Raw genomic sequence first — 26,301 nt, forward strand, 5'->3', positions numbered from 1 at the left:
CCGTCAAAAATCAAAAGCATAGACAGGGATGCGGATTCCAGACTGAAATCAAAAACCGTTTTCTGCCAAGCCCTTCCGGGCCCGACGGAGCGTCACCATGCCCCTTTTTTTCCTTCTCCCCCTTTCCTTTCTCATGCCCCTCTTTCTGGGCGCTTTTCCCTGTCTGGCTTCGGAAGACCCACCGGAGCCTAAAACCCCTTCCGCCCTTCTCCTGGCCCCCCTCCTTGTTCCTGACAGGAGCGAAACCGATGCAAGCGGTCTCACTCGCTTTGAAGGCCCCCTTCTGGAAAAAATGCCCGCAGGCAACCGCACCCTCACCGACGTGCTTCAGAGTGCAAGCGGCGTCCAGATTGAAGAACTTTCCGATTCCGGCCTTACAGGCGGCGAGATTCTTCCCGCACGCATCAGTATCAGCGGCGCCCGCTTCCATGAAAACGATTTCCGCATGGACGGCATGGGCATGAACGGCCTGATGTCTCCCGCCTCTTCGGACAGCCTGGCCATCCACGATATTCCCGGCCACGCCATGGCCCTGTTTCCCGATCTGGATCTGCTGGAAAGCCTCACCGTATACAGCCATGACATTCCCGCAGCCTATGGCGGTTTCACAGGCGGCGTGGTCTCCGCCCGTACCCGAAACCCCAAAGAGACCTTTTCCGCCTGGGCGGGGTGGCGAGGAACCCGAAACGAGTGGACGTCCTTTCACATCCCCTGGGAGCTGCAAAAGGATCTGCAGGCCAGTCCTGCAACACCTTATCAGCCCAGATTCGAAAAAAATGAGGTAAGGGCCGGGTTTGAGACCCCCCTTTCCCAGAACCAGGCCCTGCTCTTTTCCGTCAAACGCCTGAAATCCACCTTTCCTGTGGCCCATCTCAGCACAAAGGACACCCAGACCCGCACCGCAGACCATGTGTTCGGCAAACTGGTACACCGGCCGGACAGCAGAAAAACCTTTGAGGTTCTCTTCCAGGCCACGCCCTATGAGGCGGAAAACTTTATCCCCTCCGCCCGGGAAAGTCGCTTCACCTACAGGGGCGGTGGCATGAAGGGCCAGGTTTCCGCCACAGTGGAAGGGACTTCCGGCGTTCTCCGGGCCCATGCCGGTCATATGCGCGCGGAAAACGAAAGAAAAGCGCCCTCCCTGTGGCGAAAATGGGAATACGGACCCGCCACGGAATGGGGGCGCGAAGGCGACCTCGACTCCAGCAGGGAGGGCGGTTATGGGGATTTCTTCCGTCAGCAGGACAGCTCGTCCCTCCACCTTGGTTTCAGCACCCACCGCCAGGAAAGGGGGCCTTGGGGAATTTCCTTTGACACCGGCCTTTCCCTTGACCATCACACCCTCCGGGAAAAAAGACCAGAAACCGTCTGGGTGTATACAGCCAGCCGGAAGGTACTGGATCTTGTCTGCGCGGACGGGGCCCTGGACTGTATTCCAGGGGATCAGTTCTTTTACCGCAGAACGGTCTATACCCCCTATGATGTGGAAGTGGAGCAATGGGATCTTGCCGCCCACCTTGGCTCGGAAATCCACTGGAACAACGTTGTTGTGCGCCCAGGACTCCGCCTCCAGTTTCCTGACAGTCAGGACAGTCCCGCCCTTTCCCCACGGATCTTTGCCGCCTGGCATCCCGTGCAAAACCAAGACTTCCGTCTTCGGGCCGGAGCCGCCCGTTATCAGGGAGGGGACGCCATCTACCTCAGGCTCCGGGAAAAAAGGGGATCCGTATATTACATGGAACACAGGGGGCTGGAACAGGGCAGACCCGGAGGCTGGACCCTCTACAGCCAGGATGTCCGCCACTATCGGTACAGAAACCTCGCCCTGCCCTACAGCGATGAGTGGACCTTAGGCGCAGATCTTCCCCTCATGGGCGGCATACTCGCCGCCACCTGGGTGGAAAGACGCACCCGCAACCAGATCACCGCAGGGGAGGCCCTCACAGAGGAAAGCGGTTTCCGGGTTACCCGTTATACCAATGAGGGCAGCAGTGACTACAAGGCTTTCCACCTTTCCTGGCAGCGCGCCTGGAAAAGGCATGAGATCATGGCCCGTCTTTCCTTTGAGGAAAATATCTCCGCCACCTCCAGTTACAATGATGAGGCTCCCTCAGCGCCGGAAGAACGTTATGTGTTTTTTCAAGGCCGCTTTCAGGACAAAAATCAGCTTCCCAGAATGGATTACGCACGCCCCTGGTCTGCGGATCTTCTCCACACCCTGGACACCTTTGCCGGTATCCGCATCAGCACCCGGGCCCGTTACAGGGCCGCCTATAAAATCCGTACGGATACGGGGGAGGAAAAGGAGCTGCCCCAGGAACTGGCGGGGGTGGATGTCCACGGCTACCCGCTGCGTGCTTCCGTTCCCGTCCTTCGGGAGGAAACCCTGAAAAGTTATCTGCGCTTTGACAGCGGACTGCACTGGCAGATTCCCCTGGCCAAAGGACTTTCCCTGGAGCTTTCCGCGGAGGTCCTCAATGTTTTTAACCATGCCATTTTCACAGGCCCCGCACGGATTCCCCTCACCGGCCGCCAACTCTGGCTGGGAGCAGGCCTTCGCTACTGAGATCGGGAAGGACCCTTCAAGGGGCATTGACCTGCCCGGATTTTTCTTCTATGTTCCCGACATTCTGTGACATTTTATCTGAAAAGACACAGCTGCCCTGCACAGCATGGGCACCCAGGAAGACCGGCCTCAGGCCTTTTTTATCCCTGCCTTTTCCGGAGGAAAACATGAAAGACTTTGTCCCACCGCGCCCACATGAGAGTCACCTTTTCCGGTCTCCCACCCTGAACAGGGGATTTCTTCTTCTCCTTGTAAGCCTTTTTCTCTTTGCCTGCGGAGATGGCGGCGGAAGCAGCAGCGTGTCGCCCACGCCTAAACCCCCCGCCACCCTGAGCCTCGGCGGCGTCATTGAGGATCCTCCCATCGCCGATGCCCTCATCTATCTGGAAGGCAAAGCCCAGGCCGCCCGCAGTGACGCCCAGGGACACTTTACCCTTGAAATCACACCCGCATCCCGCACCTCCGGCATCCTCCGTTCCCAGGGCGGCAAAGATCACAGAACCGGAGCCCTTTTCACGGATCTTTCCCTGGCCACCCCCCTGGCCCTTTTTGACTCAGGCGAAACCGTGCTGCTTTCTCCGGCAACCACCCTTGTGGTGGCCGTCATGGCCCAGGAACCCGATCCCTTCCGGGCCCAGGAGCGCGTCCGTACCTGGCTGGGGCTTCCCGACGATCTGCCTCTCACCCGAAGACCCACGGAAGATCCCCGCATGCTCCAGCGCACCCTCTTTCTCACCCACCTGGCCCGGCAGTTTGAGAAACCCGGAGAAGCCTTTGGAGAGATGGCTGCGGCTCTGCTCCGGTCCGAAAACCCCCCTCTTTTTGATAAGGACGGGGGCCTCCAGTCCCCTGTTTTTGAAACACTTCTGGGAAACAAAGATCAGAATGCCGGTCTTGAAGCCTTTTACGCAGGCCTTGCCATGGCCCATGGCAATATGGATATCATGGTACAGAGAACCCGGAACCACCTTCTCACAGCCAGTCTCATGGGGGCCTTCAAAAACGCCATCGGGCCTGCTGACCCGCTCTTTCAGGATCGTCAGGCCACCTATGCGGAAAATATGGTCATCCTGGCCGAGACCTTGGCCAAACGGGAAGACGCCTTTGCCGACGACCCCACCATGGCCCGCTTTCTGCGGTATACCCTGCCCACCCTCAGACTTCTCGATGTGACCCCCTCAGAAGACAGCCAGACCGGGTACACGGTTTCCGGTCCCCTGGCCCAGGGCCGCATTGATGCAGCCGACCTTGCAAGCCTGCATGACGACCCCCTGCTGGCAGAAATTCTGAAAACCTCCATCCCCTACAGGGTGGAAGTTCCCCTCATGTCCCATGATCATCCGGGCGACGACAACGACAAACGCATGCATTATTATTTCAACTCCAACCTTTCCCCCGTGCTTCAGGCCGAAAGACTGATGGACCGGGTTTACGACGATGAAACCCGGGACGCAGTGCTGGCCCAGGTGGTGAAGGCCAGGGCCAGAGCCGGTTTTTTCCATGAGGCCCAGAGCATCATCCAGACACGCATGTACGACTCCCTTTCCCGCGCCGACGCCTGGATTTACCTGGCGCGCGCCCACATTGCCTGGAGCCGTTTCACCGATGCCCGCGCAGCCCTGAGGGAGGCGGAAAAACTCCTTTTCCCGCGCATCCGCCATAAGGGCGAAACCCTGGACAGCAGTGACATCAACCAGCTTCTCCACATTCTGGCCGAATGGGCAAAGATCCAGGATACCCAGGCCATGCAGTCCATCATGGATTTTATTGATGAGGAGATTCTTGGCCTCAACCTCAGTACCACCAACCATGGGCGCATCGCCATGGCAGCCCTGCGCACTGTAGATGCCATGCTGGAAGCCTATCCTCCCCGACCCGGCCAGGCCCCGGCCCAGGAACTCACCGCAGCCCTTGGGGTACTGCTTCGTTTTTCCGAGACCATTCCGCCCAATGAAAGCAGAGGGCAGTACCACTATAAACTGAAGGTCTACATGCTGGCGGACACGGCCCAGCGCTACGCGGATGCGGGATTTAAAAGCCAGGCCCTGGCCATCATTGACACCATCCACGCCCTGCGGCAGGATGACGGCCTCAGGTCCGAAACGCCCTCGGGTTTACAGAACCTCAACCTCACCCTCCCTGAAACCCATGTCTACATGCCCACCCTTGCCGCCATCCTCTTTTCCCTGGAAGAAGAAGATCTGGCGCTTCAGGTGGCCCGGGATCTTCCTGACCAGGGCAACAACGCACGCTACAAGGCCCGGGCCTATGCCCATGGGGCGGACTATTACGTGCGCCAGGGCAATCTTGAAAAAGCCATGGAATTTGTGGCGCTCTACAGCCAGCCTGTCAGCACCCTGAGGGATGCCATTCTCGTGGAAAAAATCCGCGCCCTCACCTTTGAGACCAGTCAGATTCCAAGGGGAGCGGAAATTCTTCTGCGGAAGGGAGATGCAACCGGAGCCCTCCGTCTTCTGGAACGCGCCCTTTTTTATGCCGACGCCATGGACCCCCTGGCTCAGGCCTCTCCTGCGGACCGGATTTCCAGAAAACTCTCCGCAGGCTATGCCCGCATTGCTCCCCTTTTTATGCGTGCGGGGGATGAAAACAGCGCGAGAATCCTTCTTGAAAAGGCGGAAACCCTCATTCTCGGAGGACGCCTCTCCCAGAGAAATGTGGACGCCGCCTATCTTCCCCTTGTGGACACAGAGGGCCGGGTCCTTTTCACATCCACGGATTATGCCCCTCTCACGGATCCTGTGATCCTCCTTGATGCCTGGATGGCCCTTGCCAGGGCCTGGGACGCCTGCCAGGATCCCAGGACAGCCGAAAACGCCCTGGATGCTGCAGAAAAGGCCCTGCAGAACCAGTTTGGAACCCGCGCCACCCTCCAGGTGATGAATGCGGGCCTTTCCCTGCTCTCCCTTCTCACCGAAACCCAGCGCACGGCCAGGGCAAGAAACCTGGCTGTCTTCCTCAGCCCCAAGGCCGAAGGCATTCTGGATGAAGCCGGAGACGATACGGACAAGATCAACAAAGCCACCAAAGACACAGCGGATATCAGGGTACGCCTTGCCCGCCAGTTCCGGGAAGCAGGGTGGGCAGATCTCGCGCGCATGGAGCTGGATACGGCCTTTATCACAGCCCTTGGGATTTTCAGTGAAAACGACCGCATCGGCGTTCTGAGTAACATCGCCGAAGGCTATGCCCTGGCTGGAGACACGCCCAGGGCCGTCTCCGTGGCGGACCAGATTCCTTACCTGGCCAGGAAAAACGCCGCCTACCTCAGAATCGGTTCAGCCCTTGCCAACCATGATGACTTTCCCCATACGGATGTCGCTTTTGTGGATACGGACAAGGACGGCAGACCCAACTTCTTCCATCCCCTGGCCACTCCCGAACAGATCAGGCTCTCGGGCCTTGAGCTGGACATGGACTCCGATGGAGACGGTATTCCTGACATCCTCGATCCCACGCCCCTGTACAGGAACCCCTGAAAGGATCAAGGCGCACAGGCTCTGCAAAAAAAACCTGAGGACAGAAAAAAAACAGGGCCAGGGACAGGTTCCCTGGCCCATCTCTCACCGAAAAAAGCGCATATTGACAGGCCAGGGTAGCTCGGTGTATGGCCTTGGGGCCTTTTCATTCCCAAAGGCACCCCAGGCCTTAAAACGGACTTTTTATCTCCAACGATCCAAAAAAATCCATGCCTTCTGGGGCAGGTCAGGTTGTCATGCAAAGCGTATTGTTTTTTCTGGGCGCTGGAATCCTTGCGGGCTTTCTCCTGCGCAAGCGGCTTCTCATCCTTCATTTTTCCGACAAAGCCGCGTCCTGGGCCGTTTACCTTCTTCTTTTCACCCTAGGCCTTGGCACAGGCCTCAATCCGGACATTCTTTCTGCCCTGGGCCTTTCCGGACTTTTCGCCCTCATTCTCAGCCTTGCCGCCATCATGGGCAGCATTCTTCTCATCTGGCCCGTCTACCGACTCTTTTTTGCCCCAAGCGCCCCCAGGGCTTCTGAAGGAAAAAACCATGGGCAGCCTTAAAATCATCGCTGCCTTTTTTCTGGGCCTGCTCTGCGCCCTTGTTTTCCCTTTTTTTCAGAAACTGCCCGCAGATGCCCTTTCCGCCCTGGCCCTCTACCTCCTTCTCTTTCTCGTGGGCATGGGCATTGGCGGCAGACGGGAAACCCTCGACATGCTCCGCCGGATTCGCCTTCCCATTGTTCTTGTCCCCCTGGCCATTGCCCTCGGATCCATCCTGGCCTCCGGTCTTACCGCAGCCTGGCTTCTGCCGGGCCTTTCCTTCCGGGAAGGGGCCGCCGTGGGTGCAGGCTTCGGCTACTACTCCCTCTCCAGCATTCTCATCACTCGCATATCCGGAGAAGCCTTAGGCCTCATTGCCCTGCTTTCCAACATCTTCCGGGAAATCTTCGCCCTCACGGCAACCCCCTTTCTCGTGCGCTGGTGCGGCAGACTTTCCGGCATCGCCGCAGGCGGCGCCACAGCCATGGACACCACCCTGCCCGTCATTGTACGCTTCACAGGCAGGGAGTACGCCCTGATCGCTGTCTTTTCAGGGCTGGTCCTCACCCTGCTGACGCCCGTTCTGGTGACAGCCCTCCTCAGCTCCGGTGCTTGATCTTGACCGCATTCTTCCCTATAAAGGGCAGGCGGATCATGCCCTTTTTCATACAAAAAAGCCGGACCCAGGAAAATCCCGGCTCATCCTCTTCCTAAAACCCCTTTGCACACGCGGGCGGCAGAAAAGCCCCAAGGAGACTCACCATGACCCTTTACAACGCGGATTTTGAAAAAGCTGTGCGTATCGGCAGACCGCCCAATATCACCCGGCTTTTCCCCAATTCCAAAGCCCTTCTTGTCAGCGGCAAATACATTGACAACGCCATGATCCAAAAGGGCGGCTGTATGACCATTGCCGCCAACGCCAGAAGCCACATCATCATCCGGGGGGTACTCCAGGCGGCCCAGAAGGCCAATGCCGCCATCCTCATTGAAATTGCCCGCTCCGAAGGCGGCGCAGACGCCTACTGTCCCGTCAGCCTCTGGAACATGGCCCGCCAGGTGGACGCCATCGCCAATGAGCTGGGTATCACCATTCCCATTGCCATCCATGCCGACCATTACGGCATCAAAAAGGAAAGCGACCTTGCCGGAGCGCGTGAGGAGATTCCCTCCCTTTTTGAGGCGGGTATCACATCCATCGCCATCGATGCCTCCCACATGCCCGACGCCCTGAACCTACTCACCAATATTGCCGTTTCCGACCTCATTCCCACCTGGGCGGGTCTTGAAACAGAGGTGGGGGAAATCAAGGGGAACCAGGGCCTTTCCACTCCGGAAGAAGCCCTCTTCCTCATCCAGGGTCTCAACGCCCACGGCATCTTCCCCAACTGGATCGCGCTGAACAACGGCACCACCCACGGCATTGAAGCCAATGAGGATGGCATCCAGATCGAGCTGACCGCCAAAATCCACAACGCCCTTGCACCCTACAGAATTTCCGGTGCCCAGCATGGCACTTCAGGAAACGACGCCGCCAAACTCCGACGCATCGCCAGAGAAACCGCCACCACCAAGGCCAATGTGGCCACAGCTCTGCAGATGATCGGCTGGGGCATGGAGGTGAACGCCTTTGGCAATGCGGTGATGGACGCCAACGGAGATGTGAAGAAAGTGGCGGGAGAAGGCCTGGATGAAAAACTCTGGGCTGAAATGAAGGCCTATGCCGATAGCAAGGGCATCCAGGGCAGCAATTTCAAAAAACTGAATCTTCCCTTTGAAAACAAGATCCTCGGCCAGCCCAGAGCCATCCGGGAGCGTATGGCCGCACGCATTGAGGCCTTCACCTACGACCTTCTTGTCAATGTCTTTGATGCAAGGGACACAGCTCCCCTTGTGATCGCTGAAATCCTTGAAAAAGAAAGCTATGACCCCGGCCCCAAGGCCCAGCGCATGGAAGATCCCGCCCAGTGGACCCGGGAAAAGATCATGGAAAAAGCCGCCCTGCTCAATCCGGATAAAGGACCTGAAGGCGACTTTGACGAGTAAAAACGCCGTGCCTTGCACGGTTGGGACAGAACCGGAGGCGCTATACCCGCCTCCGGAAAAAGGTTTTTGGGCTTGACTCTGAGGAGACTCCATGCAGCAGAAAAAATTTTGTCCCTTTTGCGCAGGTCTTCTGGAAGAGCGCTTTGCCGAAGGCAGAAGACGCCTCTGCTGCTCTGTCTGTGATAAAATCCAGTATCAGAATCCCATTCCAGCGGCCTGCACCCTGGTGATCAACCCCCAGGGCCACCTGCTCCTTGTGCGCCGCGCCGTCCCCCCAAAAGTGGGGGAATGGTGCCTGCCCGGCGGTTTCATGGAGCTTGAGGAACTGCCGGAGGAAACGGCACTGAGGGAGCTTTTTGAAGAAACGGGCCTTCGGGGAAAAATTGAGCGACTCATCGGTGTCACCGCCCATCCCAGCGCCCTTTACGGCGCAGTGCTGATTTCCGGCTATCTGGTGCAAAATTTTTCAGGCCTTGCCCGCTCCGGAGATGACGCCCAGGAGCTGGCCTTTTTTCCCATGGATGCCCTGCCCGAACTGGCCTTTGACAGCCACAGACGCTTTGTCCGGATTTACCGGGACCTTTACATGCCTTGACTTTAAAGAAAAACTATTCCTAAATGCGGACTGGATGAAAAAAAACTAAAGATCCCCTGCCCAGAGGCCGATAAAACTGCCAGATCAAAGGAGCGGGCCATGCATGTACCGAGCTACCAGATCCACAACGTACTGAAGCTCTACAGCCGACAGATCACGCGCAATCGGCTGATGGACGGGTACGGCAGTGCGAAGGCTCGGGAACACAGTGAACGGGTGGACCTCTCCGCCGAAGGCAAACGTGAAGGCATGATCCAGAAAATCACGGCGGATATTGTGGAAAAAATTACCCGGCATGGTCCCCAGGATGCGGTGGAAAAGGAAATTGTCGGTCGGCTGGAAGAAGAAATGGGACAAAAAATCGCTTTCGAACCCCAGCAAACGCCCGAAGAATTCATCTACAACACCCTGGACGACGACGGCCAGAAAACAACCCGACACGTCTCCTTAAGGGATGGGGACATCGTGCTCAGACGGCTGGAAGCCCTGACGCGGGAAACCATCAGCCGGAATATGGCAGGAGAGAGGAGGGCGCCATGAAGGTCAGTACCATGATTTCCAGCATCAAAAGTATGGCTCAGGCCAGGGAAATGCAGCCTCTCAGGGAAAGGGGCAAGGCCAGTCAGAAAACCGAGGGAGGTCCGGAAAACCGAGGCGACAAAGTCAGCCTTTCTTCCGGCTCCAGGGATCTGATGGAAGCCCAGGGCACACCCCGCCAGGAAAACGCAGGCACAAGCGACCTGCGGTCTGAGCGCATCGAAAGGCTTAAGCATCAGATCCAGAGCGGCACCTATGTACCGGATCCCGAGCGCATCGCCAAAGCCATGCTCGCAACCCACAGGGAATCCATGATCTGACACCGATGAGGTTCTTCTGATTGCCCGCAGCGCTGCTCAGGAGTATGGGCAACCGAAGCTTAGAGATCGGAATTCTGACCTCCGGAATCAGGATATTCCCAAGGGTTCAAAAGAAAAAATTTCCCCCTTTCTCCACCCGCCCAGGCCGCTAGGAAAAAATTTCCTGGCGGTTTTGTTTATCCAGGGGGTCACATTCCGGAATGTAAAGGGGTTTTACTCTGGCACCACATTTGCTAAAAGAATTTTGAAAAAGCGATTCCCTTTTTCATAAGGAGGCCGTATGGACCGCATCACAAATCGACCCGAATTCACACCGGCCTCTGGCATCCGGCATACAGAGACGACCACTGCGGCAGATCCGCGCCAGAAAACTTCCGGCCCAGGATTTCAGGAGGCTCTGAGAACGGCCATGACTCCCATGACATCTTCTTCCGGTACCGCCGTGCAGGGAACGCTCCCGCCTCTCCGGACAATGCCACTGGGTGATCTTTTCGAGTCCTCGGGAGTGGAAATGCGCATTCAGGATCTCATCCAGACCATGGAACAGTTTTCCGCAGCCCTGATGAATCCGGAGCAGACACTGAAAGAGCTTACCCCCATGGCGGACGCCCTGGGAGAAGAAGCAGAAAGCCTTTTCCGTCAGAGCCCGGACAGCGAAAACCCTGTGCAGGATTTTGCCCGACGCACCGCCCTTCTGGCCAGGGTAGAAGTGGAAAAATTCCGCAGAGGGGATTTTCTTTAATCCTCCATAGGAAGGGCGTCCTTCTTTCCGGAAACGGTGACGCCCCTTTTCCTCATACCTTTTACCAGCGTCGCCGGACGGCAATCCCGGCCCCATGCAGATACTCCTTGATTTCCGGGATGGTATAATCCCCATAGTGTACCATGGAGGCAATCAGGGCCGCATCCGCCCGACCTGAAGTCAGGACATCCGCCAAATGCACCGGAACCCCCCCGCCGCCGGAGGCAATAACGGGAATGGGAACCGCCTCTGCGATCATGGCCGTAAGGGTCAGCTCATAACCATCCTTGGTGCCGTCTGCGTCAATGGAATTCAGGCAGATTTCTCCGGCTCCCAACCGGGTGACCTCTTCGGCCCAGAAGAGAGCGTCAATGCCTGTGAAGGTGCGGCCACCATGGATCACCATCTCATAGCCCGAAGGAATCTTCTCGCTTTTCTCCACCCTTTTAACATCCATGCCCACCACCACACACTGGCTGCCAAAGGCCTCAGCCCCCTCAGAGATCAGCCTGGGATTCTTGATGGCCGCGGAATTCACACTCACCTTTTCCGCTCCGGCCAACAGCACTTCCCGCATATCCGCAACGGAAGCAATGCCCCCTCCCACGGAAAAGGGGATGAAAATGGTTTCCGCCACCCTGCGCACCACATCAATCATGATGCCCCGCTTTTCATGGGAAGCCGTGATGTCATAAAAAACCAGTTCATCCGCGCCGGTCTCATAATAGTGGCGGGCCATTTCCACAGGATCCCCGATATCCACATTGTTTTCAAACTTCACACCTTTGGTGGTTTTCCCTTCCCGCACATCCAGGCAGGGAATGATGCGTTTGCTCATGGCGCTTTTCATGGTTTTCCCTCCCAACGGCAGAAATTGTCCAGAAGACGCAGCCCAGGTCTGCCGCTCTTTTCAGGATGAAACTGGGTAGCCACCAGGTTACCAAAGCCCATGGCCGAGGCAAAGGTGATGCCGTAATCCGTCTCAGCCAGCACATGGGCCGGATCTGCGGGTTCGGGGTAATAACCATGGACAAAATAAAAGGCGTCTTCCTCCCCGATATCGGCCAGCACAGGATGGGCCTGGGTCACCCGCACCTGGTTCCAGCCCATGTGGGGAATTTTCAGAGCTTTTCCCGCCTCATCCCGCATTTCTCTGGAAAAAGCCTTCACCCGTCCGGGAATCAGATTCAGGCAGGGGATATGTCCTTCCTCACTGAATCCTGTAATAATCTGGGTGCCAAGGCAGATCCCAAGGAGGGGACGGCCTGAATCCAGCACCCTTTTCAGGACAAGATCCAGCCCATAGCGGTTCAGGCTTTCCATGGCCGAGGCCGCAGCTCCCACGCCGGGAAAAATGACACGGTCTGCTGCCAGAATCTCTTCCTTCCTGCGGGTAATCACATACTTCTGTCCAAGAAAGCCAAGGGCTCTCGCCACACTGGTGAGATTGCCCGCGTCATAATCAATGATGGCGATCATGCTTTTCTTCTTCCTTCCCTTCCCGGTTCTTGGCTGCCTGCCAGAGCTTTTCCAGTTTATCCTGATCTGCGGATTCGGGTGTTTCTCCTTCCAACGCCAGGGAGGCTTCCATGTGCTGAAAGCGACGGACAAATTTTTTCACCATCATCCGCAACGCCCCTTCGGGGTCGATGGATCGGAACCTTGCCACATTCACCAGAGAAAAAAGCAGATCCCCGAATTCCATGGCGGACGAAGCCTCTTTTCTGCTCTGCAGAGCTTCCCGGAATTCTTCCATCTCCTCGGAAACCTTGTCCCAGACCCCGGCCTCATCCGCCCAGTCAAAGCCCACTGCCGCCACCTTCCTGGAAACGGTCATGGCCAGATCCAGGGCGGGTTGATTTCTGGGAATCCCCGCCAAAAGAGAGGTTTTCGGGCTCTCATACCTTTCTGCAGCCTTGATTTCTTCCCAGCGCCGCGTCACCGCATCCGCAGAGTCCAGCTTTTCATTCCCGAAAACATGGGGATGACGGCGGATCAGCTTGGTCACAATACCGCCCATGACATCGCTGAAGGTGAAAAGGCCCTTTTCCTCATATAAAAAAAGCAGAAAAACAAGCTGGAACAGGACATCGCCCAGCTCCTCACAGACCGCTTCCGCATCCGTATCCTCCACCGCATCCGCCAACTCATAGCTTTCCCCAAGGAGGTGGCGTACCATGGAAAGGGGAGTCTGCTTCTGGTCCCAGGGACATCCGCCTTCCCCGCGCAGACGCCTAAGGATTTCCCACAGAGAATCCAGGGCATAAACCCCATCCCCCTTCACAGACGCCCCTTTTCCCTGCCTGGCCAGGATTTCCGCAAAGACTCCAGCTTCTCATGAAAAAGATTCTTCATATCCTGGGGCACCAAGGCCGCAAGGCCTTCGGAGATCAGCATGGCTTTGGGCGCCAGGCGGGATCCACCCAGCAGCTCATGGTTTTTCGGTAAAAAGGCGGTCAGGCCCACAAGGATCACGGACACAATGAGAACCCCCTTCACAAAACCAAATCCTCCCCCCGCCAGGCGGTCCACCCACCCCAGGAAAACCACGGACAAAAGGGTGCGGATCAGGGTTCCCAGCAGAGCAATCAGCACAAAAACCGCAAGAAAAATACAGAAAAACGCCAGCATTCTGGCGATGTCCGGATCCGCAAACCACTTTCCAAGGGTTCCCGTGAGCAGGGGGTAATAGGTGTACGCAGCATAAAACCCCGCCAGTACGCCGATGATGGAAGAGGCTTCCCGAATCAGTCCCCGAAAAATACCCCGGACCAGACAGAAGCCCACAATACAAAGGATGCCCACATCAAGCGGATTCATAAGACCTCATGCCTTCATAAGTTAAAAAACACCCGTCCATGCGTTTCGCCCAAACCCAAAACGATCTTCATCACCTGATTCCGGGAAGGACCCGGCCTTTCGTACCAAATCCCCCCCATGGCGTCAATACGGCCGCTTTTTCCTTTTTCCGTTGGGAATCTCCCGGATCCATGCATGGGATGTTTGCCTTTGGAATCAGGACTGTGCTATGAAACCAGATGAAGTCCGGAAGGACGACCATGGCCAGAAGGTCAGGTACCGCAAGCCCCACCCTTTTTGAACATCCAAGGGTCTGGGGCCGCCTGCTTTCTGAGGCCAGATCCGGCAACCACAGGACGGCGCACTCCGCCGAATGGCGATGAAAAAGCACAACCAAGGCCACATCCAGGAAGTCCACACCTTTGAAGATCCCCATCTCACCCGTCAGCTTTTTGGTGAGCACAACAAGAACCTCCAGCGCATTGCCGCAAGCCTTGCCGTTTCCCTCAACTCCCGGGGAGAAACCCTCATGATGGAGGGACAGGCCTCCCAGATCCGTCTTGCCAGAAAAGTTCTCGACCAGCTCTACGGCCTTCTGCGCAGCGGCTACCCCGTTTACCCCAATGACATTGATTATGCTGTTCAGGCGCTTCAGGCCAATGAAAAAATCATCTTAAAGGATATTTTCCTTGATACCATCTACGTAACCGCCAAAAAGCGTTGCATCACCCCCAAAAACCCCCACCAGAAAACCTATATCGATGCCATCCGCACCCACGACATTGTTTTTGGCGTCGGCCCTGCGGGCACGGGCAAAACCTACCTGGCCATGGCCATGGCCGTGGCTGCCCTGGCCAAAGGTGAGGTCAATCGGGTCATCCTCACCCGACCTGCGGTGGAAGCCGGAGAATCCTTAGGCTTTCTCCCCGGAGACCTTGCGGACAAAATCGATCCTTACCTCCGTCCCCTGTACGACGCCCTGCACGACATGATGCCCTTTGAAAAGGCCGAAGCCTTCATTCAGCAGGGGGTGATTGAGGTGGCTCCCTTAGCTTTCATGCGGGGCCGCACCTTAAACGATGCTTTCATCATTCTCGATGAGGCTCAGAACACCACGGTGGAACAGATGAAAATGTTCCTCACCCGCATCGGATTCAACTCCCGGGCCATTGTCACAGGCGATGTGACCCAGATTGATCTGCCCACCCGGAAAAAATCCGGCCTTCTTCAGGCCATGGACATTCTCCAGGGCATTGAAGGCATTGCCTTCACCTTTTTTGATCAAAAAGACGTGGTACGCCATCACATTGTCCGGCGTATCATTGACGCCTACGAAAAACTTCAGGCAAAGGAGACCGGCGCGGAACCCTTCCGGCCGGAGACCGCATGACAAAATTTTCCGAACGAAAAAAGGCCCTGGCCCGTTTTCTCGGAACCCACAACGCCGTCCGTCTGGGCCTGCTTTCCCTGATCCTGATCTCCCTTTCCCTGCTCATGGCACCCGGCATGCCCGCCCTCCACTACAACCTGGAGGTTGGCGACGTGGCCACCCGCAACATCAAGGCGCCCAGGGATTTCATCATTGAAAACACCGAAGCCACGGAGGCCAACCGCGAGGCCGTTGCGGCTTCGGTCCGCGCCGTCTATGACCTGGATACGGAGCTTGCCGGAAAAATCATGGCAGGTGTGCAGGCCGGATTCCGGGAAATGCGTAAAATCCTCACCGACCCCTTGCCCCCTCCCGCAGAAGGCATCACACCGCCATCTCCGGAAAGCTTACGTTCCCAGAAACTCATGGCCGCCAGGCCCCGGTTTGAGGCCCTTTTGGGCATTCCCGTCAGTGAGGGGGCATTCCGCCTTCTGGAGAAGGAAGGATTTTCCCAGGACATTGAAGACAAGCTGGTGGAAATTCTGAGAACCCTGTTTGAAAATGGCATTGTGGCCAACAAAACCGTCCTTCTGGATGAAATGGACAGGGGCGTTACCCTGAGAACCCTGGCCACGGGTACGGAAACCATAGAAACCAACCTGCGCCGCTTTTACGGACCGGATCAGGCCCTTACCATGGTGCGCATTGTGGGCGAGCCCCTTTTGCGGGGCATGAACTACAATCTCATCAATCTCATCGTGGACCTGACCCAGCGCCTCGCCCGCCCCAACATCACCCTCAACCGCAGTGAAACTCAGAAACGGGTGCAGGAAGCCGTGGCCCAGGTCAAACCCGTACTTTACCAGATCAAAGCCGGAGAAATGCTGCTCCGGGAAGGGGAGAGGGTCACCCCTGTCCAGAAACTCAAACTCAATGCCCTGGCCTCCCAGATCCGGACCCAGGACATTTTCCGCAACAATGCGGGAAGCGTGCTCATTGCCCTTTTTGTCCTTCTCACGGGGTACTGCCTCTGCTTCCGGCGTCCTGTGTCCCAGAGCCGCAATCCCAACAAGAATATGCTTTTTCTCACTTCTGTTCTCATCAGTGTGCTGGCCATGTCCAAGGGCTTCCAGCTCCTCATCCAGCCCCTTGTCACGGAAGCTGCGGCCTTTCCTTCCCAGATTCCCCTGCTTATGGCCCTGCCTGTGGCGGGTGCCTCCATGCTGGTCTGCCTTTTCTTCGGCATGGCCCAGGCCCTGCCCTTTGCCCTCATCCTGGGCAGCCTTGCGGCCCTTGTCATGCAGACCGATCTTTCCCTTGCCCTCTTTTTTATCATAAGCAGCGCCATGGCCGCCTACTGGATGCGGGACTGCAGAGAGCGTAAGGTTTTTGTCAAAGCCGGGTGGAAACTTGGCCTCCTGCATCTTCTGCTTGCCTCAGGAGTCTTTCTTCAGTTGGAGGAAATCAGCCCCGCCCTCATGGCCTGGACCCTGATTCTGGCCTTTACGGGCGGCATGCTTTCCGGTATTCTCACCGCAGGCGTTGCACCGCTTCTGGAAATCCTTTTTGATTACACAACCGACATCAAGCTTCTGGAACTCGCCAACCCGGAACAGCCCCTTCTGCGACGCCTCATGCTGGAAGCGCCCGGCACCTACAACCATGCCATGATCGTGGGAACCCTGGCTGAAGCCGCAGCCGCGGAGATCGGTGCCCACTCCCTGCTGGCCCGCGTGGGCGGCTATTACCATGACATCGGCAAACTCTCAAAACCCCTTTATTTCATTGAGAATCAAGGCGGAGGTAAAAACAGCCACGACAAACTGGCGCCGTCCATGTCCGCCCTCATCCTCATCACCCATGTGCGGGACGGCGTCAGCATGGCCCGTCAGCACAAACTGGGCGAAGCCATCATGGACATCATCGCTCAGCACCATGGCCGCAGCCTGATCCGCTTCTTTTACGAAAAAGCCAAGGCCCTGAAAGGGGAGGCGGAGCCTGTCAATGCCGATGATTACCGTTACCCCGGCCCCAGACCTCAGACCCGGGAAGCCGCCATTGTCATGATGGCCGATGTGGTGGAAGCCGCCTCCCGCACCCTGGAAAATCCCACATCCGCACGGATCCAGGGACTGGTCCAGAAAATGATCAACAGCATTTTCTCCGACTCCCAGCTGGATGAATGTGACATCACCTTAAAAGATCTCCACAGAATCGCCCGCAGCTTCAACAAAATTTTAAACGGCATTTACCACCACCGCATCGAATACGCGGAAAGCGCAGCCCCCGGCGGAAAGAAGAAAAATGGTCATACAGATCGACAACTCCCAGAATCAGATGCCCCTCAACGAACAGAACCTGACGGAAAAGGCGACGCACATCTTAAACGCCTTGGGATGTCCTGAGGGAGAACTCTCTGTCCTTTTTGTGGATGATGCGCACATGCGGGAAATCAACCGGGATTACCGCCAGAAGGACGCGCCTACCAATGTCCTGGCCTTTGCCATGAACGAAGGGGAATTCGGCCACATCAACCCTGAACTCCTGGGGGATGTGGTGATTTCCACGGAAACGGCCCTGCGTGAAGCGGCAGAATGGAAGATGGATCCCCAGGTGCGCATCACCCAGCTCCTCGTCCATGGCGTTCTCCACCTCTTCGGCTATGACCATGAAGAGAGCCCCGAAGCCGAAGAACGCATGGAGGCCAAAAGCACAGAACTGGTGCGCATGCTGGAAAAAAACGAAACGCTTGCCGGATGGCTTTCTCCCTGACCCGATACAAAAGGAGGTTCCATGCCCAGACTCGCCGTGAACGTGGATCACATCGCCACCCTCAGAGAAGCCCGTAAAACCAACTATCCGGATCCCGTTGCCGCGGCGGTTATCGCCGAGCTGGCCGGAGCCGACGCCATTGTGGTGCATCTCAGGGAAGACCGCCGTCATATCAAGGAAAGGGACGTACGCATCCTCCGGGATACGGTGCAGACCCGACTCATTCTGGAAATGGGTGCCACCGATGAAATGCTGGAATTCGCCCTGGAAGTGCTGCCGGATGTGGTCACTCTGGTACCCGAACGTCGCGAGGAGCTTACCACAGAAGGCGGGCTGGACGTCGTCACCCACCAGAAAAACGTGGCCCATGCCGTGGAAACCTTAAACAGTGCGGGCATTCCTGTCTGCCTTTTTGTGGACCCCGATCCCCGACAGGTGGAAGCCAGCTTAGCTGCGGGAGCGGATTTTGTGGAACTGCACACCGGCCTTTTCTGCGACGCCAACGCGCCGGATGCCAGAAAAGCCGCCTTTGAGGCCCTTCTCACCGCAGCCCGCAAGGGTCGGGAAATCGGTCTTGGGGTCCATGCCGGTCATGGCATCTGTTACCGATCCATCCTTGCCTTCAAAGGCGTTTCTGAGATTGAGGAGTTCAGCATCGGCCACAGCATCGTGTCCCACGCCGCCCTGGTGGGAATGGAAAAGGCCGTACGCCGCATGGCTGCCCTGGTCAGGAGCCTTTAACCCATGCATCCTTTGGTCAGCGCCGCCACCATGTCCGCCATGGATCGCAGCACCATGGAAGAGTTCGGGCTTCCCGGCCGCATCCTCATGGAAACCGCGGGAAGGGAAGCCGCCCGCATTTTCGCAAGCCTCTGGCCTGTGGAAAAAAACCGGATTCTGATCCTCTGCGGCTCCGGGAACAACGGGGGAGACGGCTGGGTTGCGGCCCGCTACCTTCTGGGCTGGGGTGCGGATACCCAGGTGATCCTGGCGGGAAACCCCGAAAGGCTCAGCCCCGAAAGCCGCATCAACCGAGAGCTGTATGAAAAGGCGGGCGGGGAGACCCGAATCCTGGAAAGCCCCGGAGATCTGTCCGGCCTGGCCCCTTACATTGATAAGGCCGCGTTTTTTGTGGACGCCCTTTTCGGTATCGGGCTCGATCGTGAGGTTCAGGGTCTCTGGGCCGATCTCATCCGGAAAGTCAACGCCAGCCCCGCCCCCGTCTTCAGCCTTGACATCCCTTCGGGCATTGCGGCGGATACGGGTGTGATCCTGGGCGAAGCCATCCGTGCGGAACACACTGTCACCTTCGGCCTTGCCAAGCCTGGACTTTTTCTGGAACCCGGCCGCAGCATGCGAGGCCAGCTCCATGTGGTGGACATCGGCATTCCCGCTCAGGTACGTCGGAAGTTCCCCCTCACCCTGGGCCTTCCAACGAAATCCTGGGCCTCCGATTGCCTTCCTGTGCGCAGGCCGGACAGTCACAAAGGCCACTTCGGCCATATCCTCCTTGCAGCCGGAATCCCGACCGCAAGGGGAGCTGCGGTGCTGGCCGCCATGGGTGCCCTCCGGGCCGGAGCCGGTCTTCTCACCCTGGCGGTCCCGGAAACCAGCCTGCCCCTGCCGGGTATTCCCCCAGAAGCCATGGTTCTTACCCTGCCTGGCGATGGACAGGGATTTTCAGAGCATGCGGCCCTGGCCCTGGAAAAAGCCCTGCCCGGCAAAACGCTTCTGGCCGCAGGACCAGGGATGGGAACGGGAGAAGCTTCCGCCCGCATTCTGAGGCTTTTTTTAAAAACGGATCTCCCCCTTGTGCTGGATGCGGACGCCCTCACCCTTTTGTCTCTGCATCCGGACCTCATGGCAAGCCTGGACACACGTCCGGCTTCCACCGTACTCACCCCACATCCCGGAGAAATGGCCAGACTCTCCGGGATCCCGGTTTCAAGGATTCAGCAGGACAGAATCACCATCGCCAGAAATTTCAGCATGCTTCACCACTGTCACCTGCTTCTCAAGGGGGCGGGTACCCTTGCCGCAGAACCCGGAGGTTTTGTCCGGATCCTCACCCAGGGCAATCCCGGCATGGCCACAGGAGGCTCCGGGGATGTTCTCTGCGGTATCCTGGCCGCCTTCATGGCCCAGGGAATTCCCGTGGATCAGGCCAGCCCCCTGGCCGCCTTTGTCCACGGCATGGCAGCAGACCTTCTTGCCAGCACCCGGGGGCCTCAGGGATTTTTTCCCTCTGAAGTTGCAGCGGAGATTCCCGCAGTGCTGGCCCGTCTCCAGAAAAAATATCCATCCCCCCCACACCGGAGTCAGGCCTTTTCATGAGCACCCCGACCGGCACCCTCACCCTGGAAAGCCTTTCCAGTGAAAATACCTTTGCCATGGCCCAGGCCCTGGGTCGGCTTATCCTGCGTCCCTGCCGTCTGGCCCTTTCCGGAGATCTCGGTGCTGGGAAAACCCTCTTTGTTCAGGGCTTTGCCCGTGGGCTGGGGGTGCCGGAAAACGTTTATGTCACCAGTCCCTCCTACGCCCTCATCCACGCCTACACAGCCCGCCTGCCTCTCTATCATGCCGATCTTTACCGCCTCGGCCACATGGAGGAGGTTCTCGATATTGGTCTTCCCGATCTGATGGCTTCCGAATCCGTCACCGTGGTGGAATGGGCCGAGCGCATGGAAGATACGGAAATCTTTGATATCCGGATTCACATTGAAATCCATGGGGAAACAACCCGAAAACTCCACGCACAGGCCTATGGACTTCACTTTCAGGATCTGCTAAGGAGCTGGCAACAAGTTTGCCCTCCGGCATAAAGCCGGTATGGATACCCAAACCCCAAGCCGTTCCTGATGCCGCGCCAGGGATCCTGGCTTTTTTTTGGTCCCGCATCCTAAAACCCTGCACTTTCAGGCATGGCAAACAGGGTATCCGGCTTACAACCTATCTGTCACGCCTCGAAGGAGTGGTGTACATGGCACTTATCGTACAAAAGTACGGCGGCACCTCCGTGGGCAACATCGAGCGCATACGCAATGTTGCCCTCAGGGTAGCCCAGACCTATGATGCAGGAAACGAGATGGTGGTGGTGCTTTCCGCCATGTCCGGAACCACGGACAACCTCATCCGTCTCGCCCATGAGGCCTGCGAACGGCCGGACAAGCGGGAACTGGATGTACTTCTGGCTACGGGCGAGCAGACCACCGTCGCCCTTCTTGCCATGATGCTGAAATCCATGGGCTACAAGGCCACCTCCCTTCTCGGGCATCAGGCTGAAGTGGTGACCGACTGCGCCTGCGGTTCCGCGCGCATTCTCAATATCGGAGCCTCCCGCATCCGCAGGCTTCTTGCCGATGGTCAGATCGTCATCGTAGCGGGCTTCCAGGGCGCGGACATCCATGGCAACATCACCACCCTGGGCAGAGGCGGCTCGGATACTTCCGCAGTGGCTCTGGCCGCAGCCCTGAAGGCCGCTGTCTGTGAAATTTATACGGATGTGGACGGCGTCTACACCACAGATCCCAATATCTGCAAAAAGGCTCAGAAACTTTCCAGAATCAGCTATGACGAAATGCTGGAGATGGCCAGCCTCGGCGCCAAGGTCCTGCAGATCCGCTCCGTGGAATTTGCCAAAAAATACAATGTGCCGGTGCATGTGAGATCGTCCTTCAAGGAGGAGGAAGGAACCATGGTAATGCAAGAAGATGCGGATATGGAACGCCTGGTGGTATCCGGCGTGACCTGCAACAAGAACGAGGCCAGAATTACCCTGAAGGGAGTTCCCGACCGTCCGGGCATTGCCTTCCGAATTCTGAACCCCATTGCCGAAGCGGGCATCCTGGTGGACATGATCATCCAGAACACCCGAACGGGAAACATCACGGACTTTACCTTTACCGTGCCCAAAACGGACCTCCGGGAAGCGGTGGAAATCAGTCGCAGGGTCGCCGAGGAAATCGGTGCTGAAGAGGTGATGTCCGACGCCAACATTGCCAAGGTTTCCGTCATCGGAGTGGGTATGAAAAACCATTCCGGGGTTGCATCCAGGATGTTTGCCGCCATGTGCGAGGAAAACATCAATATGCTCATGATCAGCACGTCGGAAATCCGCATTTCCTGCATCATTGAGGAAAAATACACGGAACTGGCCGTACGCGCCCTGCACACGACCTTTGGCCTGGACAAACCCGAAGAAACCCTTCCCTGACCCAGAAAAGCAAAAGGGCATGAAACATTTCACCCCCGATCAGCTGCGCTTTGCCTTCATGATCGGGGGTGTGCTGTTTTTTCTGGCTATCCTGCGTCTGCCATTTCCTTAAGAATTCTTTCCACTGCGGCTTCGGGATCCGCCGCATCCCGGATGGGACGACCGATGACCAGCATGTCCGCCCCTGCGGCCAATGCCAGGCTCGGTGTCATGACCCGCTCCTGATCGTCCTTTTTTTCCACACTCCATAAAGGCCGGATACCCGGCGTCACAGCCAGAAACTCCGGACCACAGAGTGCTTTCACTTCCAAAGCCTCATGGCCAGAACAGATCACGCCGGAAAGGCCCGACTCTCTGGCCAGAAAGGCTCGTTTTGCCACCAGGGTCTTTAAGGGCCTTTCTCCTTCCAGTGCGCAGCCCGTCTCCTCCAGGGTCTGAACGCTGCTGCTGGTGAGTACCGTCACCCCCAGAAGGGCCATGTTCTCCCCTGCTCCTTCCCGCGCACGGCAGAGCATCTCCCGCCCGCCCGCCGTATGCAGGGTGAGATAGTCCACCCCCAGCTTTTCCAGATTGCGCACACTACGCTCCACCGTGGCCGGAATGTCGTGAAGCTTTAAGTCCAGAAATATCCGGGCATCCGTCTTCTCCCGGATACGGGGAACAATGGAAGGCCCTTCACCGAGAAAAAGCTCCAGGCCGATCTTCACCACCCCCACCTTTCCCGAAAGACGGACAAGCATGGGCAGCGCCTTTGAAAAATCAGGAAAATCCAGGGCAAAAATCAGGCGCTGGGCGCATGAAAGGGGCATGGCAACCCTCCTCTTTTAAAAAATGGGATGATCAGAAATCAGAGCAGACGCAGATTCCAGTTCCACAATCCTGGTCGCTGCCTGCCCGTCATACCCTTGGGCAGACGTTCCTCCATGTGGACAAAAAGCCTGTATCCGGCCCTCTCCAGGTGTGCCTTTTTCTCCCGGATATCATAGGCCCAGTCCGGAAAAAGCCATTGATTCCGCCCATAGGTCCGCCCCCAGAGCCTTTCCTCCTTGGGACTGATCAGGCTTTCCCCCGGCTCCAGAACTCCGAGACGGGAAATGGCCAGGGGCCAGAATCCGGAAAGAACCAAACCCAGGGGCAGGGAACTCCCCGCTCCAAGGCTCATAAAATCCTCTTCTCCCAGCTCCGGACCCACCATCACCCCTGAAAATCCCATCTCCCGCAGCACGTCCACAGCCAGCACATTGGTGATATTGCAAAAAGGTCCAGCCCAGAGTTCCAGACCTTCCGTTTTTTCAAAAAGCCCCACCTGCCAGGGCGCATTCAGAACAAACCGACGGCCGCCTTTACGAATCAAACCCTGGAGCGCCTTCTTCCAGGCCTCGGAGTCTTCGGGCCAGATCACAGGGTCCAGCCACCACCACACATGGCGCACCGCACCCTCCGGAACCTTCGGAGCCTTTTCCGGATCCACCCACATCGCCCTTTCCTCTCCAGAGCCTCCCAGGCCCAGGAAGGAGCGGCTCAGCACCATCTCCCGGGAAGGCCCGCTTTTTTTCAAAGGCCTGGGAAAAACCAGGGCCTGGTGAGCGGCCTGGGGCTCTGTTACTTCAGAGGCGTTGAACAGGGCCTCCAGCTTTCGGATTTCCGCCAAAAGTTCCGGTTCCCTGCGATCCACGAGAAAAACCGCAGCCCCTGCCCTGGGTTTCGTCTTTCCCTCATCTTTCAGATGAAAACGTCCGCCTCTGGGAATGGCGCGTTTAACCCGGACAAGGACATGCCCGCCCTCGCCTTCATACCCGATCCGCAGCAGGTCTCCGGCCAAAAGGGCGATCTTGGGCGTAAGGAAAAACTCGCGTCCGCCTCCCTTCACCCGGCCAAGAAGAAGGCCCGAACCCGTTTCAGCCTCCGGTGCCAGGGGCTGCCAGGGTCTGTGGGGCAGAAAGCGGTAGTGCATGGCAGGCCTTCCCAGGGCCATTTCCAGCAGGGCAAGGGCGTTTTTCTTACGACCCGGCAGATCCCGCTCATCCCGGAGCATGCGGTAAGCCGTGGTGGTGTAATACACATAATGGGGCCCCTTTTTCCTGCCCTCAATCTTCCAGCAGTCCACCTCCGGAATCCCACCCAGAACCTTGGTCAGAACATCCAGACTTAAATCCTGCATGGAAAAAAACCGCCCCCCATCCCCCCCCTTTTCTTTCCGGTACAGGCGACGGCAGGGCTGCACACATCGTCCCCTCAGGCCCGATTTGCCCCCAAGATAACTGCTCCAGTAACAACGGCCGGATACGGCGTAGCAAAGGGCACCATGGACAAAACTTTCCAGAAAAAGCCCCCTGGGACAGGCCGCAGCCATGAGCCGCAGACCATCCACATCCAACTCCCTGGGCAGTACCACCCTGAAAAAACCCAGGCCCTGGGCCACGGGCAGACCTTCGGGAAAAGACAGGTTGCCCAGGGTGGAAAGGTGCAGCTCTCCCTCATAGCCCGCCTGCCGCGCCAGGGACACAAAGCACAGATCCTGCACAATAAGGGCATCGGGTTTCACGTCCCGTGCAAGGCGCAGGAGAAGATGAAAGACCTTTTCCACCTCATCGGGTTTAATTTCATTGTTCAGGGCCACATGCACCCGCACCTTGCGGTCATGGGCCATCTCCGTCAGCCGGGCCAGCTCTGTCACGGAAAAGTTATCCGCCTCCATGCGGGCCGAAAAGGCCTTGAGCCCGCAGTAAATGGCATCCGCTCCTGCGATGAGGGCGGCAAAGAAACTGTCCCGGTCTCCGGCAGGGGCCAGGATAGCGGGTCGAACGGGAACATCAGGGTTGGTCATGGTATATATCATCTTTCAAGCCATAAGAATTCCATGCAGACGGCGGACAAGGAGGCAGGCAGGGTCTTTCATCCGAAGCGGGCATCACTCGCCATGGAGATAAAAATTCTCATAACAGTAATTGGTGGCTGCAATGAATCCCTTGACAGCTCCGCAATCAAAGCGTTTTCCCTTAAACTTATACGCCAGCACACAGCCCGTTCGGGCCTGTTGCAACAGGGCATCCGTGATCTGGATTTCTCCGTTTTTACCGGGCGGCGTCTTTTCCAGGATGTCAAAGATATCCGGTGTCAGAATATAGCGCCCGATGATGGCAAGGTTGCTGGGTGCCTTCCCTCGCTCAGGTTTTTCAATCATATCCTCCACACAGATCAGTCGATCCGTCAGCATTCTGCCGGCAATAACCCCATACTTGTGGGTTTCTTCGGCCGGAACTTCCTCCACGGCAATGATGGAACAGCGAAACTGCTTATAAAGCCCCACCATCTGCGCCAAAACCCCCTCTTCCGGATGCATGCAGAGGTCGTCGGCCAGCACCACGGCAAAGGGATGATCTCCCACCAGGGGCCGACCCGTCAGAATGGCATGCCCCAGCCCCTTCATCTCTCGCTGACGGATGTAAGTGAAGTTGGCCCGATCCAGAATGGCGCGAATATCCGCAAGAAGGGTTTCCTTCTGGGTTCCGGAAATCTGGTGTTCCAGTTCATAGTTCATGTCAAAGTGATCGAGAATGGCATTCTTACCGCGTCCGGTGACCATGCACATATCGGTCATCCCCGCCTCCAGCGCCTCTTCCACCCCATATTCAATGAGGGGTTTGTTCACAATGGGCATCATTTCCTTCGGCATGGCCTTGGTTGCGGGCAGAAAACGGGTTCCGTAGCCCGCTGCGGGAAAAAGACATTTTCGGATCATGATGTTCCTTTCTCCAAATGTGTGTGTCTGACAACGCGCCAGTAAAACCCCTTGACATCCCAGAATGAAGACTGACGACTCCGTCTTAAGAAAAATCTTTCCATCCACAGCCTCCGGCTTTCTGATGCTTCAGGCGTCTTCCCATTCCCGCCCCCCAGGAAAAAACGTTTCTTATTCCGGAATCCGGGACAGAATTCTGCAAAAATACCAGATGCCACCAAGAAAACAAAGCCTTTTACCGTTTCTCCCGCCCTCTTCTTTTCAGAATCACACGCCCCCCTTTCACCCAGGTATTCCATAGCATCAAAAAACCGGAAGCCTTGGGGTCTTTGCTGACAATTCCCTTGCCCGGCCTTGCTCCGGATGGTATAGCCCAGAGGGTGTGCATGCTTTATTCGAACAAAAAAGCCTGTTTTTTCAGGCTCTGTCCCAGGGCTTTTTACCCCGACCTGACCCAAAGGAGCATGCTCAGGAGCCCATGCGTACGTCCTTATTGATTTTTCTGCCGGGCTTGTATTCCCTGAATCTTCTGATTTAAGGGGGCTTCCCATCCTCCCACCCTTTCCGGGCTTTCCG

24 protein-coding genes are annotated in these 26,301 nt (G+C 57.1%); 16 read left to right on the forward strand and 8 right to left on the reverse strand.

Annotated features, from left to right (window positions below; translation table 11 throughout):
* Nucleotides 1-97: 97 nt before the first annotated feature.
* The 9 genes from RBR60_RS07230 to RBR60_RS07270 all read left to right on the forward strand — a co-directional run bounded on the left by RBR60_RS07230 (nt 98) and on the right by RBR60_RS07270 (nt 10,830).
* Complete coding sequence (locus RBR60_RS07230; RefSeq protein ID WP_320355223.1) at nt 98-2,566, forward strand: TonB-dependent receptor; 2,469 nt, start codon at nt 98-100, stop codon at nt 2,564-2,566.
* 167 nt (nt 2,567-2,733) lie between these two features.
* Complete coding sequence (locus RBR60_RS07235) at nt 2,734-6,063, forward strand: hypothetical protein (protein WP_320355224.1); 3,330 nt, start codon at nt 2,734-2,736, stop codon at nt 6,061-6,063.
* A gap of 236 nt (nt 6,064-6,299) precedes the next feature.
* Nucleotides 6,300-6,611 (forward strand): LysO family transporter, encoded by a 312-nt coding sequence (locus RBR60_RS07240; protein ID WP_320355225.1) that lies wholly within the window; start codon nt 6,300-6,302, stop codon nt 6,609-6,611.
* Nucleotides 6,598-7,206, forward strand: coding sequence for a lysine exporter LysO family protein (locus RBR60_RS07245; protein WP_320355226.1), 609 nt, complete (start codon nt 6,598-6,600; stop codon nt 7,204-7,206). Before RBR60_RS07240 ends, RBR60_RS07245 begins: the two co-directional genes overlap by 14 nt.
* A gap of 146 nt (nt 7,207-7,352) precedes the next feature.
* Complete coding sequence (locus RBR60_RS07250; protein ID WP_320355227.1) at nt 7,353-8,636, forward strand: class II fructose-bisphosphate aldolase; 1,284 nt, start codon at nt 7,353-7,355, stop codon at nt 8,634-8,636.
* Between the two features lie 91 nt (nt 8,637-8,727).
* Nucleotides 8,728-9,231, forward strand: coding sequence for an NUDIX hydrolase (locus tag RBR60_RS07255; protein WP_320355228.1), 504 nt, complete (start codon nt 8,728-8,730; stop codon nt 9,229-9,231).
* A 99-nt stretch (nt 9,232-9,330) separates the two neighbouring features.
* A complete protein-coding gene (locus RBR60_RS07260) occupies nt 9,331-9,771 on the forward strand; it encodes a DVU0524 family FlgM-associated protein (protein WP_320355229.1) in 441 nt (146 codons plus the stop codon).
* Nucleotides 9,768-10,088, forward strand: a complete 321-nt coding sequence (flgM, locus tag RBR60_RS07265; RefSeq protein WP_320355230.1) for a flagellar biosynthesis anti-sigma factor FlgM — start codon at nt 9,768-9,770, stop codon at nt 10,086-10,088. Before RBR60_RS07260 ends, flgM begins: the two co-directional genes overlap by 4 nt.
* Before the next feature lie 280 nt (nt 10,089-10,368).
* Nucleotides 10,369-10,830 (forward strand): hypothetical protein, encoded by a 462-nt coding sequence (locus RBR60_RS07270; protein ID WP_320355231.1) that lies wholly within the window; start codon nt 10,369-10,371, stop codon nt 10,828-10,830.
* 61 nt (nt 10,831-10,891) lie between these two features.
* Here RBR60_RS07270 and hisF read toward each other — a convergent pair whose 3' ends face one another.
* Genes hisF through RBR60_RS07290 form a run of 4 tightly spaced genes read right to left on the reverse strand, consistent with a single transcriptional unit; the run spans nt 10,892 to nt 13,650 of the window.
* Nucleotides 10,892-11,680 (reverse strand): imidazole glycerol phosphate synthase subunit HisF, encoded by a 789-nt coding sequence (hisF, locus tag RBR60_RS07275; RefSeq protein ID WP_320355232.1) that lies wholly within the window; start codon nt 11,678-11,680, stop codon nt 10,892-10,894.
* Nucleotides 11,677-12,309, reverse strand: a complete 633-nt coding sequence (gene hisH / locus RBR60_RS07280) for an imidazole glycerol phosphate synthase subunit HisH (RefSeq protein WP_320355233.1) — start codon at nt 12,307-12,309, stop codon at nt 11,677-11,679. Before hisH ends, hisF begins: the two co-directional genes overlap by 4 nt.
* The gene (gene mazG, locus RBR60_RS07285; RefSeq protein ID WP_320355234.1) at nt 12,293-13,114 is read right to left on the reverse strand and encodes a nucleoside triphosphate pyrophosphohydrolase; all 822 of its coding nucleotides are present in this window, start codon (nt 13,112-13,114) and stop codon (nt 12,293-12,295) included. Before mazG ends, hisH begins: the two co-directional genes overlap by 17 nt.
* On the reverse strand, nt 13,111-13,650 hold the full coding sequence (locus RBR60_RS07290) for a CvpA family protein (protein ID WP_320355235.1): 540 nt from the start codon (nt 13,648-13,650) through the stop codon (nt 13,111-13,113). The genes mazG and RBR60_RS07290 overlap by 4 nt, the downstream gene beginning before the upstream one ends.
* 358 nt (nt 13,651-14,008) lie before the next feature.
* Here RBR60_RS07290 and RBR60_RS07295 point away from each other — a divergent pair, with 358 nt between their 5' ends.
* From RBR60_RS07295 to RBR60_RS07325, 7 genes are all read left to right on the forward strand, one after another.
* Nucleotides 14,009-15,019: a PhoH family protein gene (locus RBR60_RS07295; protein WP_320355301.1), complete on the forward strand. Its 1,011-nt coding sequence runs from the start codon at nt 14,009-14,011 to the stop codon at nt 15,017-15,019.
* On the forward strand, nt 15,016-17,403 hold the full coding sequence (locus RBR60_RS07300; protein WP_320355236.1) for an HDIG domain-containing metalloprotein: 2,388 nt from the start codon (nt 15,016-15,018) through the stop codon (nt 17,401-17,403). Before RBR60_RS07295 ends, RBR60_RS07300 begins: the two co-directional genes overlap by 4 nt.
* A complete protein-coding gene (gene ybeY / locus RBR60_RS07305; protein WP_320355237.1) occupies nt 17,303-17,770 on the forward strand; it encodes an rRNA maturation RNase YbeY in 468 nt (155 codons plus the stop codon). The genes RBR60_RS07300 and ybeY overlap by 101 nt, the downstream gene beginning before the upstream one ends.
* A 21-nt stretch (nt 17,771-17,791) precedes the next feature.
* Nucleotides 17,792-18,511: a pyridoxine 5'-phosphate synthase gene (locus tag RBR60_RS07310; protein ID WP_320355238.1), complete on the forward strand. Its 720-nt coding sequence runs from the start codon at nt 17,792-17,794 to the stop codon at nt 18,509-18,511.
* Between the two features lie 3 nt (nt 18,512-18,514).
* Nucleotides 18,515-20,104, forward strand: a complete 1,590-nt coding sequence (locus RBR60_RS07315; RefSeq protein WP_320355240.1) for an NAD(P)H-hydrate dehydratase — start codon at nt 18,515-18,517, stop codon at nt 20,102-20,104.
* On the forward strand, nt 20,101-20,592 hold the full coding sequence (gene tsaE, locus RBR60_RS07320; RefSeq protein ID WP_320355242.1) for a tRNA (adenosine(37)-N6)-threonylcarbamoyltransferase complex ATPase subunit type 1 TsaE: 492 nt from the start codon (nt 20,101-20,103) through the stop codon (nt 20,590-20,592). Before RBR60_RS07315 ends, tsaE begins: the two co-directional genes overlap by 4 nt.
* 158 nt (nt 20,593-20,750) lie before the next feature.
* Nucleotides 20,751-21,983, forward strand: coding sequence for an aspartate kinase (locus RBR60_RS07325; protein WP_320355244.1), 1,233 nt, complete (start codon nt 20,751-20,753; stop codon nt 21,981-21,983).
* Between the two features lie 86 nt (nt 21,984-22,069).
* On the opposite strand, the gene pyrF is transcribed toward RBR60_RS07325, so the two are convergent.
* From pyrF to RBR60_RS07345, 4 genes are all read right to left on the reverse strand, one after another.
* The gene (gene pyrF / locus RBR60_RS07330; protein ID WP_320355246.1) at nt 22,070-22,792 is read right to left on the reverse strand and encodes an orotidine-5'-phosphate decarboxylase; all 723 of its coding nucleotides are present in this window, start codon (nt 22,790-22,792) and stop codon (nt 22,070-22,072) included.
* A 38-nt stretch (nt 22,793-22,830) separates the two neighbouring features.
* Nucleotides 22,831-24,810, reverse strand: coding sequence for a peptidase U32 family protein (locus RBR60_RS07335; RefSeq protein ID WP_320355249.1), 1,980 nt, complete (start codon nt 24,808-24,810; stop codon nt 22,831-22,833).
* 84 nt (nt 24,811-24,894) lie between these two features.
* On the reverse strand, nt 24,895-25,725 hold the full coding sequence (gene galU, locus RBR60_RS07340) for a UTP--glucose-1-phosphate uridylyltransferase GalU (RefSeq protein WP_320355251.1): 831 nt from the start codon (nt 25,723-25,725) through the stop codon (nt 24,895-24,897).
* Nucleotides 25,722-26,276, reverse strand: a complete 555-nt coding sequence (locus RBR60_RS07345) for a hypothetical protein (RefSeq protein WP_320355253.1) — start codon at nt 26,274-26,276, stop codon at nt 25,722-25,724. Before RBR60_RS07345 ends, galU begins: the two co-directional genes overlap by 4 nt.
* Nucleotides 26,277-26,301: the final 25 nt, after the last annotated feature.

It is taken from the genome of Desulfobotulus sp. (assembly GCF_034006065.1).
Lineage (GTDB): Bacteria > Desulfobacterota > Desulfobacteria > Desulfobacterales > ASO4-4 > Desulfobotulus.